Annotated in this window: 11 protein-coding genes; 6 read left to right on the top strand and 5 right to left on the bottom strand. The window is 69.0% G+C overall.

The window, feature by feature from the left end:
• The 3 genes from HOV91_RS36680 to HOV91_RS36670 form a co-directional block, all read left to right on the top strand.
• A partial coding sequence (locus HOV91_RS36680) for a bifunctional nitrate reductase/sulfite reductase flavoprotein subunit alpha (protein WP_174189796.1) occupies positions 1–3,131 on the top strand: 3,131 nt, incomplete at its 5' end.
• A 358-nt stretch (positions 3,132–3,489) separates the two neighbouring features.
• Positions 3,490–3,798 carry a hypothetical protein gene (locus HOV91_RS36675; RefSeq protein ID WP_174189795.1) on the top strand — a complete coding sequence of 103 codons (309 nt, stop codon included), beginning with the start codon at positions 3,490–3,492 and terminating at the stop codon, positions 3,796–3,798.
• Complete coding sequence (locus tag HOV91_RS36670) at positions 3,791–4,141, top strand: hypothetical protein (protein WP_174189794.1); 351 nt, start codon at positions 3,791–3,793, stop codon at positions 4,139–4,141. Before HOV91_RS36675 ends, HOV91_RS36670 begins: the two co-directional genes overlap by 8 nt.
• Before the next feature lie 4 nt (positions 4,142–4,145).
• Here HOV91_RS36670 and HOV91_RS36665 read toward each other — a convergent pair whose 3' ends face one another.
• On the bottom strand, positions 4,146–5,180 hold the full coding sequence (locus HOV91_RS36665) for an aldo/keto reductase (protein WP_174189797.1): 1,035 nt from the start codon (positions 5,178–5,180) through the stop codon (positions 4,146–4,148).
• Between the two features lie 104 nt (positions 5,181–5,284).
• Here HOV91_RS36665 and HOV91_RS36660 point away from each other — a divergent pair, with 104 nt between their 5' ends.
• Entirely contained in the window at positions 5,285–5,920 is a 636-nt protein-coding gene (locus tag HOV91_RS36660; protein ID WP_174189793.1) for a TetR/AcrR family transcriptional regulator, read from the top strand.
• On the opposite strand, the gene HOV91_RS36655 is transcribed toward HOV91_RS36660, so the two are convergent.
• On the bottom strand, positions 5,917–6,519 hold the full coding sequence (locus HOV91_RS36655) for a TIGR03086 family metal-binding protein (RefSeq protein ID WP_174189792.1): 603 nt from the start codon (positions 6,517–6,519) through the stop codon (positions 5,917–5,919). The genes HOV91_RS36660 and HOV91_RS36655 overlap by 4 nt on opposite strands.
• Positions 6,520–6,791: 272 nt before the next feature.
• Here HOV91_RS36655 and HOV91_RS36650 point away from each other — a divergent pair, with 272 nt between their 5' ends.
• Together HOV91_RS36650 and HOV91_RS36645 are read left to right on the top strand one after the other, a co-directional pair.
• A complete protein-coding gene (locus tag HOV91_RS36650) occupies positions 6,792–7,040 on the top strand; it encodes a DUF8836 family protein (protein ID WP_174189791.1) in 249 nt (82 codons plus the stop codon).
• 129 nt (positions 7,041–7,169) lie between these two features.
• A complete protein-coding gene (locus tag HOV91_RS36645; protein WP_174189790.1) occupies positions 7,170–7,397 on the top strand; it encodes an Rv3202a family protein in 228 nt (75 codons plus the stop codon).
• Positions 7,398–7,409: 12 nt separating this feature from the next.
• On the opposite strand, the gene menD is transcribed toward HOV91_RS36645, so the two are convergent.
• From menD to HOV91_RS36630, 3 genes are all read right to left on the bottom strand, one after another.
• A complete protein-coding gene (gene menD, locus HOV91_RS36640; RefSeq protein WP_174189789.1) occupies positions 7,410–9,053 on the bottom strand; it encodes a 2-succinyl-5-enolpyruvyl-6-hydroxy-3-cyclohexene-1-carboxylic-acid synthase in 1,644 nt (547 codons plus the stop codon).
• A 276-nt stretch (positions 9,054–9,329) separates the two neighbouring features.
• Positions 9,330–9,776 carry a DUF6918 family protein gene (locus HOV91_RS36635; RefSeq protein WP_043698964.1) on the bottom strand — a complete coding sequence of 149 codons (447 nt, stop codon included), beginning with the start codon at positions 9,774–9,776 and terminating at the stop codon, positions 9,330–9,332.
• Between the two features lie 74 nt (positions 9,777–9,850).
• Positions 9,851–10,507, bottom strand: a complete 657-nt coding sequence (locus tag HOV91_RS36630; RefSeq protein WP_174189788.1) for a PaaI family thioesterase — start codon at positions 10,505–10,507, stop codon at positions 9,851–9,853.
• Positions 10,508–11,238: the final 731 nt, after the last annotated feature.

Here is an 11,238-nt window from a genome sequence, read left to right as displayed (position 1 = left end):
GGCGGGAGATGGGCTACATGGGTCCCGGCCTGCCCGGTCAGCGCAGCGTGCTCTCCGCCGACGACCGCGCGTTCGTGGAGACCGTGTGGGAACTGGCGCCCGGCACGCTGCGCACCGAAGCCGGGCCCGGCACGGTGCAGATGTTCCGCGAACTGGCCGAAGGGTCGATCAAAGCGGCCTGGATCATGTGCACCAATCCCGTGGCCACCGTGTCGAACCGGAAGACGGTGATCGCGGGGTTGGAGGCGGCCGAACTGGTGATCGCCCAGGACGCCTACACCGAGACCGCGACCAACGCCTACGCCGACCTGCTGCTGCCCGCCACGCTGTGGGCGGAGGCCGACGCGGTGATGGTGAATTCCGAGCGCAATCTCACCCTGCTGCAGCAGTCGGTGCCGCCCACCGGCGACGCGCGGCCGGACTGGCGGATCATCGCCGACATCGCCACCGCGATGGGTTTTCCCGGTTTCGACTTCGCCACCAGCGCCGAGGTGTTCGCCGAGATCAAGCGATTCGCGAATCCCGCGACCGGCTACGACCTGCGCGGCGTGAGCTACGAGGCGCTGCGCGAGGGGCCGATGCAGTGGCCGTGCGCGGAGCCGGAGCGCAGGCGCAATCCGATCCGGTACGTCAACGACGGGGTCAGCCAGACGCTGTTCACCGACGAGAACGGCCACCGACCTCGGCTGGCCTTCGCCACGCCGAGCCGCCGCGCGGTGTTCTGGCCGCGGCCGCACTTGCTGCCGGAGGAAATGCCGGACGACGACTACCCGTTCCTGCTGAACACCGGGCGTCTACAGCACCAGTGGCACACGATGACCAAGACCGGCAAGATCGACAAGCTGACCAAGCTGAACGGCACGCCGTTCGTCGAGGTGCACCCCGCGGATGCCGAGCGGCTCGGGCTGCGCGACGGCGACCAGCTCGAGATCGCCTCGCGCCGGGGCCGGGCCGTGCTGCCCGTGCAGGTCAGCGACCGAGTGCGGCCGGGCGATTGCTTCGTGCCGTTCCATTGGAACGACGAGCAGGGCGAATACCTCACCATCAACGCGGTCACCAACGACGCGGTGGACCCGGCCTCGCTGCAACCGGAGTTCAAGGCGTGCGCGGTGGCGCTGCGCCGGGTGGCCGCCGTGCCGCGACCCGAGACTCCCGCAGCGCAGGCGGCCCACCCGCTGGCGGCCGTGCTCGGCCTCGACAGCGGCACCGCGCCCACGCTCAGCGAGACCGAGCGGATCTACCTCAGCGGCTATCTGGCCGCGCTGCAGGCGCTTCCGGTGACCGGTCAGCCGGTGCTGCCGGAGTCGGCGCCGATGTCCGCGCACAGCAGACTGTGGGTCGACGGGCTGCTGGCCGGCATGTACTCGCGCGGTGCGGCGGGCACGATGGCGACGGCGGGCGTGGCCACCGCCGCTCGGACGGTCACCGTGCTGTGGGCCTCGCAGACCGGCACCGCCGAAGAGTTCGCCGCCACCGTCGCGGCGCATCTCGCCGAGCGCGGTTTCCCACCGCGGCTGCTCGACCTGGACTCCTGCGAGCTGAGCGCGATCACAGGCGACGTGCTGGTGATCAGCAGCACCTTCGGCGACGGAGGTCCGCCGGACAACGGAGCCGATTTCTGGCAGCGCCTGTCCGATGCCGTCGTGCGGCTGACCGGTGTGCGGTACGCGGTATTCGCCCTCGGCGACTCCTCGTATGACGACTTCTGCGGTTACGGCCGCAAGCTCGACCGGAAGTTCGCCGAGCTGGGCGCGACCCGTCTGCTTCCGCGCGTCGACAGCGAACCCGATTACCAGGACGCGGCGCGGCGCTGGCTCGACGACGTGGTCGCCGCGTTGGGCGACGGCCCGGTCGAGCAGCCGGACTCCCCCGTCGACCTGCCGGTGCGCGGGGGAACCGGCTCGAGGCGGCCCGTGCCCCACGGTGGTGGCGTTGCCACGGTGGAGTTGCCCACCGCCGCACCGGCGCTCGGCCGCACCCGCACCGCCGCCGCGCCGTTCACCCGCACCGCTCCGGTGCGGGCCGCGCTGGTGCGCAACGAGTTGCTCTCCGCGGCCGGATCACCGAAGGAGGTGCGCCGCTTCGGATTCGATCTGCGCGAGTTGGACGCCGCCTACGAGGTGGGTGACTCGCTGGGCGTCTGGCCCGTGAACTGCACGTCGCTGGTGACCGAATGGCTGGCCGCCACCGGGCTGGACGGCCGCCGGGTCGTCGAGGTCGACGAGCGTGATGTACCGCTGGCCGAGGCGTTGCGCACGCACTACGACATCACCAAGATCAGTCAGGATCTGCTCGGCTTCCTCGCCGAACGCAACCACAGCGACAAGCTCGCCAAGTTGCTGCGCCGGGACAACCGCAACGAGCTGGCGAATTACCTGTGGGATCGGCAAGCGGTGGACGTACTGCGCGACTTCCCGGTCCGGGCCGACCTGGTGGAGTGGCTCGGCACCTTGAAGAAGTTGCAGCCGCGCCAGTATTCGATCTCGTCGAGTCCGCTGGTCAGCCCGGATGAGGTGGAGCTGACCGTCGGCATCGTGCGCTACGGCGACCCGGCGGCCACCGGATCGGCGGCGCGGCGCGGCGGGGTGTGCTCGACCTTCCTGGCCGACCGGGCGGGGGTCTCCGATGCGGCTGTGCCGATCTTTTTGCAGCGCGCACCGCATTTCCGCCCCCCGGCCGACCCCAACGCGCCGATGATCATGGTGGGACCCGGCACCGGCATCGCGCCGTTCCGGGGTTTCCTGCACGAGCGCAGGGCCCTCGGCTGCACCGGGCGCAACTGGCTGTTCTTCGGCGATCAGCACGCGGCCCAGAACTTCTACTACCGCGCCGAGCTGGAGGACATGTTCCGTTCCGGCTTCCTGACCCGGCTCGACCTGGCCTTCTCCCGCGACCAACGGGAGCGGGTCTACGTCCAGCACCGCATGATCGAGCACGGCGCCGAGCTGTGGTCCTGGCTGCGCGACGGCGCCCACTTCTACGTCTGCGGCGACGCCAGCCGCATGGCCAAGGACGTCGACGAGGCACTGCTGCGGATCGCCCGCATCCACGGCAAACTCGACGAGGACGGCGCGCTGGCCTTCAAGAAGCAACTCGTCGCCGAAAAGCGCTACGTCCGAGACGTCTACTGACAGCTCGTATCGCCGCTTCCCTATCCGCACTAATGCTGTGATTGCGATCACAGTATGCAACCGCACTGCATCCGGTGCCGTCCAAACCTTTGATCGGACTTGCGTTTCGACGCGGCGGCGTTGAACCAAAGGGTTCTACGTCACCTTCCGATCCAGGCATCGCCCGCCTTGACGGGTGCATACACATGATGGGGGAGCGATGAATATCCGCACTTCACTGACGGCCGGTATCCTTGCCGCCGTCGCAGGCTTCGCCTATATCTTTACTTCCGCGCCGACCCACGCATCGCAGGTATGGGGTGCGTGCGGGGTATCGTCCGGACAGGACAAGGTCGTTGCGACCTAAAGCAAGGCGACATTGAAATGCGGCACTGATGGCTGGGGATTTCGTCACATTCAAGGTCGACATCTGCAGGATTGGCAGAATCTAGCTGGTATCGAAGGGAAGAACTGGCGGGATATCGCCGATCTCGCCATAGCGAAATCTCTTGACACACCCGACCGGACCGCGCCCGCAGGAGGCGGCAAGACCTGCTACTCCGGTCAAATTTACCTTGTCAACCACGTCACCGGACAGATCGCGAAGACAGTCGATCCCACCGTTATCGTTGGTAGCGACGGAGCGATTATCACCGCCTACCCAGGAGGAAAGGCTTGCCGTGGATGAGCCGACATACGATCAGCTTGCGGAGTCCATCGTTCGAGCCGGCGACTGGGAGGGATTGAAAATCCTCGTTCGGGATGGTGTTCCGTACATCATCGAGCGCGATGGTGCGGCGCTGACTCCGCCGGTGGCCATGCAGTTCGCCCCTGAGGCACTGCTGGGCTACTACCGCAAGATCGCGGCGGACGCTCTGCAGGGCAGGCCTGAATCTCCATGGGAGTGGTGGATGGACCTGATGTCCACCCACCTCGGCGAGGCGATGTACGACCTGGACCGCCTGGGCGGTCCGGCCGTGATCACGATCGGGGATTTCGGCTTCACCGCCACGTCTGTCCGGGCGGACTGACAGGTCACACCGCGGGTGGGTTCAGGCGGGTGAAGTCCGGGAGGCGGTAGTACGGGTAGTAGGGGTAGGGCGGGGTGGTGGCGCTGGCCTTGTCCAGGCGGGCAATCTGGTCGGCGTCGAGTTCCCAGCCGATCGCTCCGAGGTTCTGGCGCAATTGCTCCTCGTTGCGGGCGCCGACGATGACGGTCGCGACGGTGGGGCGGCGCAGCAGCCAGTTCAGGGCGATCTGCGGGATGGTCTTCCCGGTTTCGGCGGTCAGCTCGTCGAGCACGTCGACCACGTCGTAGAGCTTCTCCTCGTCCACCGGCGGACCGGCCTCGGCGGTCCGGTGCAGCCGGCTGCCCTCCGGAAGTGGTTGTCCGCGCCGGATCTTGCCGGTGAGCCTGCCCCAGCCGAGCGGACTCCAGACGACCGCGCCGACACCCTGGTCGCGGCCCAGCGGCATCAGTTCCCACTCGTAGTCGCGCCCCACCAGCGAGTAGTAGACCTGATGCGCGACATACCTGGTCAGACCGGTGCGATCCGCCGTGGCAAGGGATTTCATCAGCTGCCAGCCCGCGAAGTTGGACGCGCCCACGTAACGGATCTTGCCCGCGCGCACCAGATCGTCCAGCGCGCCGACGACTTCCTCCACCGGGGTGCCCGCGTCGAAGGCGTGCAGCTGGAAGAGATCGATGTAGTCGGTGCCCAGCCTGCGCAGCGACGCCTCCACCGCACCGACCAGCCTGGCACGCCCGGAACCGGCGTCCCACGGGCCAGGGCCGGTCGGCAACGTCGCCTTGGTGGACAGCAGCACTCGGTCGCGCCTGCCCCGCACAGCGGCACCGAGCACCTCCTCGGAGGCGCCGTCGGAGTAGACGTCGGCGGTGTCGAACATGCTCACGCCCGCGTCCAGGCTGATGTCGACCAGCCGTCGCGCCTGTTCGACGTCGGTGTCGCCCCAAGCGCCGAAAAGGTCGCCCCGGCCGCCGAAGGTGCCCGCGCCGAAGCTGAGAGCCGGGACATGCAGACCGGACGCTCCGAGCCGCCGGTACTCCATCTGTCCGTCCACGTTCATCGAGCCACACTCCTAAAGGGTCTATAGTTCCATTAACAACCGGAACGGTACACCCGTTCGCGCTCAAATGAAACTGGAGTCCCGTTATGGAGCTGGAAGCGGCTACGCCAGGATCGGTTCGACCCGGTGGACGAACCGCGCGGGTCCGCGCCGCGGTCCTGCGAGCCGCGGGCGACCTGCTCGCCGAACGCGGCTTCGCCCACCTGGACCTCGCCGAGGTCGCGACGCGCGCCGAGGTCGGCAAGACCACCGTCTACCGCCGCTGGCGCACACCCACCGGCTTGATCGCCGACCTGCTGGTCGACATGGCCGAGCAGTCGCAGCCGCACGCCGACACCGGCTCGCTGCTCGGCGATCTCACCGCCAACGCCCGCCTTGTCGCGCGGACACTGTCCGATCCACGCCAGGGCAGGCTCTTTCGCGCCGTGATCGCGGCCGCCACCTGCGACGAGTCCGCCGCGGCCGCATTGCGCCGCTTCTACGACGTCCGGCTCACCGAATGGTCGGCCTGTGTGGCGGCGGCCATCGCGCGCGGCGAAGCGCCGGAGGGCACCGACGCACGCGCGGCACTGTCCGCGGTGTCGGCCCCGCTCTACTACCGTCTGCTGGCCAGCGGCGACCCCGTCGACGACGACGCGGCGCAGACGGCCGCCCGCGCGGCGGTCGCAGCCGTGAGCGCGGGCGCCTTCGTCACCGCGAGGCCCGGACCGAATCTCGACTAGCCGAGCACCGCTCCCCGGTCCGGCGCGGTCCAGTCGGCACGGCGGCCGGTGAAAGCGAGCACCCGCTCCAAGACGGACGCGTCGGCCGTGACCGGTTGCACCGGCCCGAACAGACCGGGCACTCCTTCGGCGGGGGTCTCGCGCAGCATGTCCAGCAGAGTCGCCAGATCGCCTGCATCGCAGGTGAAGGGCTGACCGGTGGCCTTCGCGAGATCCCACCCGTGCACGACCACCTCGTCCAAGGCGATCCTGGCCATCACCGGGGCTGGCTCGCTCACCCCGCCCGCCTCCGTCACGCCGTCCCAGGCCGCGGGCTCGCGCCAAGCCGCCACCAGCGCATCCAGCTGGGCCGGAATACGCTCGCGCCAATCCTCGGGCAGGACACGCTCGGCGGGCGGAGGCGGCTCGACCGAACCGCCGACGGCCTCTTTGGTGGCCGACTGACGGAATGCCTCGGTCAGATCGACCACGTGCGCGAGCAGATCGCGGACCGTGGTGTCGGCGCACGGCGTCGGCGCGCCGAGCTGGTCGTCGGTGATGCCGCCGACCACGGACGACAACGCGAGAGCGGCCGGTGCGAAATCGAATTCCGGATTCATCGGATCTCCTGTGGCGGGGATTATGTCCAACTGTGTAGACGCCCCAGCTGAGCGAAATTCATCGGTATCGAGCGAACGCGCCGCCGAACAACGGCCGACACCGCGAAGGGGCAGCGCCGAGGTCGTCTTCGATGCGATGCGGCCAGTCTGTCCATAACGCGGCCGGGCCGGTCCCTGTCGCGCACGGGACCGGGCCGTTTCGGCGGCGCGAGACCGCCCGCCGTTACCCACTCGTAGCGGCGAAAAACGCTGGAAAAGCGGACAATTGGTAGATGAAAGGTGATCGAGTGGAGATCGTCGTCGACGTGGGCGACGGGTCTCGCAGTTACGAGATCGCGGCTACCCGGGCGGGGCGGCGGGTCGAAGTACGGATCGCGCGTGGCGTGGTCGAAGTCAGCGAAGTGACGCGATCGGGGACGGCGGTGCGAACCGCGCGGTTCATGGCCGGGCGAACGCTCGCGTTGGTCGAGCACCCCGCGAACAGCACGGCGCCGCGGGACGACGAGGTGCCGCAACACTGACGCGCCGATGCTTGCCGTGCGGCCCGGCCCCGGGCATCCTCGATGCTGTCGGAGTCGATCGTCCCCCTCGATTGCGGCGTGCCATGACGGGTATGCCGATCGAGAGGCCTACGTGGAGAGGAGCGCACGATGTCAGATCCCCTTGCCGACGCGGTCCCGGAGGCCGATCTCGCCGAGCAGTCCGTTCCGGCCTACCCGGAGCAGCCGATACCGGCCGACGACCTCGCGGAGGATGAGGACACCGTCGGACGGGCGATCCTGGAGCGCGACATCCTGGAGGCGAACCCGGCGGACGTGATCGAACAGTCCATCGCGGTACCGATCGATGACCACCCCGAGGACGACCTCGACTACTGACCGCCCGGCCGGTCAGGGCTGAATCTTCGCCCGCACCGTCGCGTGCAGTTCGCGCAGGCTGGACCGCTCGGTGGCCACTTCGAGCACCCGCATGCCATGGGCGTGCCCGGTCAGTTCGACGGCCAGCTGCTGCGGATCCACCTGCCGGTGCGGGATGCGGTAGGCGGCGCACAGCGCGGCGAGGTCCATACCGTGCGGTGTGCCGAAGACCCGCTCGAACACCCCCGCGTACTGCGGGTCGCCCTGTTCGAGCAGCTCGAAGATGCCGCCGCCGTCGTCGTTGGCGACCACGATGGTCAGATCGGCGGGCCGCGGTTCCCCGGGCCCGATGAGCAGGCCGGACGCGTCGTGCAGGAAGGTCAGGTCGCCGATCAGCGCGATGGTGCGCCCCTCGTGGTGCAGCGCGGCGCCGACCGCCGTGGACACGGTGCCGTCGATACCGGCCACACCGCGATTCGACAGCACTTTCACGCCAGGACGCGGTTGCGACACCAGGGCGGCGTCGCGCACCGGATTGGAGGCGCCGAGCAGGAGTTGGTCACCGTCGTGTAGCGCGTCCATCACCACCGCGGCGACGTGCAGTCCGGTGGGTTTCGGGTGCCGGGCGAGTTCTGCCCGAACCACCTGGTCGGCTTTCGCGTTCAGTTCGTGGCAGTGCTCCAGCCATCGGGCGCTGGGCGTGCCGGTGGTGACCGCGCGCGTGCCGGTGCCGACCACGTTGCCGGACACATCGGGCCAGCGCGGGCCGGTGGTCAGGGCATACACCCGGATGTCCGGGTCGGCGAGCACCTTCGAGACCTGCCGGTGCAGGGTGGGACGGCCGGTGATGATCGCCTGCTTCGGCCGCAGCAGGGGCAGGACGAGCGGGTGCAGGGCGGGGCCGTGCATCGGCGCGGTGGGTTCGGCGACGGTCGGCAGGACCGCCAACTCCGGTCGCAACCCGGCGCCGTGACCGGAGATGACGACCGTGTCCGGAGTGAGATCGATATCCAGCGGCACGTCCAGGGTCGCGTATTGCGTCTCGGTCCAAGCGCACTCGCCCGCGCGACCGGCGGGAGCCGACTCGCCCGGCCCGAGGTCGGGGACCAGCGGCTCGCGCAGCGGAACGTCGAAGTGCACCGGGCCCGCGTTGCCGGAACGGGTGCCGCGCGCCGCGGCCAGCACCCGGCAGACCGCGGAGCGCCACTGGCTGTTCTGCTGGCCGTAGGGCGGATGGCCCGCGTCGCCCGCTTCCTCCTCGGCGAGCCCGAGCGAGATGGTGGCGCGGACCTGGCTGCCGAACAGCCCGAACTGTTCGATGGTCTGGTTGGCGCCGGAGCCGAGCAACTCGTAGGGCCGGTTGGCGCTGAGCACCACCAGCGGAACCCTGGCGTAGTTCGCCTCCAGCACGGCGGGCCCGAGGTTGGCCACCGCGGTGCCGGAGGTCATCACGACCGGGACCGGGAGCCTGCTGGCCAGCGCGAGCCCGACAGCGAGGAAACCCGCCGTTCGCTCATCGATGCGCATGTGCAGGCGCAGCCGCCCGGCCGCGTCGGCGGCCTGCAGGGCGAAGGCCAGCGGAGCGTTCCGGGAGCCGGGACACAGGACGACATCACGCACGCCCCCGCGCACGAGCTCGTCGACGACGACCTGCGCTTGTGCTGTAGACGGGTTCACGCCTCCAGACTGGCAGACAGACGCCTGGAAGTCGCCGCCGGGAGGCTCGCAATCACACTGTGTGATCGCACACTGCTCTGAATGCGACGCCGCTCGCGTCCGGGTGGTCCACGACGAAGTCGCCGGCCGGGGTCGGTTCGTTCGCGCCCCGGCTCGCGTTTGTGTGGCCGCCGCGTCGGCGACGAAGTCGCAAGCGGTGGTCACCCAAACGCGAGCCATGCGGGGGCCGCGAACACGCAGCGCCGCAGGCGCTGCAGATCTGACACGACGCGGGAATCAGCCAGCGTGCTTCTGGATCAGGTCACCGACCCGCGGCAGCGCCTCGACGACGTGCTTCTTCGCCGAGGAGCGCATCGAGGAGTAGACCTTCTGCAGCGCAGGGCGAGTGGAGGACTCGGCCCGAGCGTCGGTGACGGCGAGCAACGCCTCGGCGACCTCGTCCGACTTGGCGACGAGCAGGTCGGCGAACTTGCCGGAGCCCGACGCGGCGTACTCCTGCCAGAACGGCTCCAGCTGAGCGACCAACTTGGGCGCCAACGACTCCAGCGCATCGGGCACGATGGACGGGCTGATCTTCTTGACCGCCGCGTAGCCACCCTTCACGGCCAGGCCGGACGCACCACCCTTGTCCGAGACCTCGGCGTCGAGAACCTCGACGGCGTCGGCAAGGAAAGCCGGGCGCTTCGCGTCGTCGAGCAGGGATTCAGACAGTGCTGCAACCACTTTCAGGTTCCTCCGGATCGAATTCGATGAACGAGCGAGGGCAACTATACGCACCCGCGCCAGCATTCACCCGGCTATGGCTGCCACGGCAGCAACTCGACCATCAGTCCTTCGCAGTCGGCGAGCAGATCGCCCTGCTCATCGAGCAATTCGGCGGTGATGAAAGTTTTGCGCCCTTCGATCCGGTCCACCCGCCCGCGAACGGTCAGCGGCGTCTCCAGCGGAGTGATCTTGCGGTAATTCACATGCAGGTACGCGGTGCGGCTGATCGGCCGTCCGGCGTAGTGCACGATCATGCCGAGCAGGTCGTCGAACAGCAGCGGCAGCACGCCGCCGTGCGCGGCCCCGTTGCCGCCGAGATGGAACCGGCGGAACACACCCGTCATCACGATGCCGTCCGGCCCCGCCTCGACCGTCTGCCACGGCAACAGCAGAAGGCTCCCCCGCCCCGGCAATTCGACAGCCCGGCCCGCCGGGCCCTGCAACTCCGGTGCGCGGTAGGGCTCGAGCAGCTCGATCAGCTCGCGAGCTTTGGCCTGCGCGACCCCGAAGACGTCGTCCGGCGCGTCAACGGACACCGCGAGGTCCTGCAACGTCCGCATGGCGTCCACGAATCCGCCGAAGTTCGGCCCGACCCGCGCCGGCGTGACCTTCGGAAACCCGCCGTGCTTCTCGTACCGGGACCCATCCACCACACTCCGGTCGATAACCGGTTCCACTCGCTCGCTCATACCTGCACGGTAACGCGTTGTTTTACACCGTCAAATCGAAGGTCCGCACACCGGCGTCCCCGCGCACCGCACGCGCGGCGAACGCGCGACCCCGTGGTCGAATCCGTCGCGACCACATCAACCGCGGTTTCGCGCGGAGCGAGACGACCCGCGCCGTTCAGCGGCCGCGCACGTCCGGGCAACCGCCGCACAGAACGCGCCCAGCGAGCACCGGCCGACCGGACGCTCAGCCCTCCGAACCTCGGGCAACACACGACCCCACACGCACGGCTCGACCCACCCCAGGCCACAAGCGAAGCGGACGGAGCATCCGCCGCTCACGCCACCACATAGGCAAGAACCTGCGACCCGACAACGAGCACACCGAGCCGTACACACAATGCCCCACACCGACACTGCTCCGAGCCACACACGATGCCCCACCCTCCGCCACCCACGCGCCCAGCACACCTCGACCCCAAGTTCCGAGCGAAGCGAAACCGAGCATCCGCCGCTCACGCCACCACATAGGCAAGAACCGGCGACCTGACAACGAGCACACCGAGGCGTACACAATGCCCCACTCCGACACTGCTTCGAGCCACTCCCGATGCCCCACCCTCCGCCACCCACGCGCCCAGCGCACCTGAACTCCAGGTTTCGAGCGAAGCGAGACCGAGCATCCGCCGTTCGCGGCCCGGCTCGCGTTTGCGCGGCCGCCGCGCAAGCGACGAAGGAGCAAGCGGCGGCCG

The sequence above is a fragment of the Nocardia barduliensis genome (assembly GCF_013315795.1).
Lineage (GTDB): Bacteria > Actinomycetota > Actinomycetes > Mycobacteriales > Mycobacteriaceae > Nocardia > Nocardia barduliensis.
This window is presented reverse-complemented; position numbering and strand designations above follow the sequence as displayed.

Coding starts and splice junctions, on each gene's coding strand:
- HOV91_RS36665 (WP_174189797.1), bottom strand. CDS start 5,180: ATGGAGTACCGGCGGCTCGGAGCGTCCGGTCTGCATGTCCCGGCTCTC.
- HOV91_RS36660 (WP_174189793.1), top strand. CDS start 5,285: ATGGAGCTGGAAGCGGCTACGCCAGGATCGGTTCGACCCGGTGGACGA.
- HOV91_RS36655 (WP_174189792.1), bottom strand. CDS start 6,519: ATGAATCCGGAATTCGATTTCGCACCGGCCGCTCTCGCGTTGTCGTCC.
- HOV91_RS36650 (WP_174189791.1), top strand. CDS start 6,792: ATGAAAGGTGATCGAGTGGAGATCGTCGTCGACGTGGGCGACGGGTCT.
- HOV91_RS36645 (WP_174189790.1), top strand. CDS start 7,170: ATGTCAGATCCCCTTGCCGACGCGGTCCCGGAGGCCGATCTCGCCGAG.
- HOV91_RS36630 (WP_174189788.1), bottom strand. CDS start 10,507: ATGAGCGAGCGAGTGGAACCGGTTATCGACCGGAGTGTGGTGGATGGG.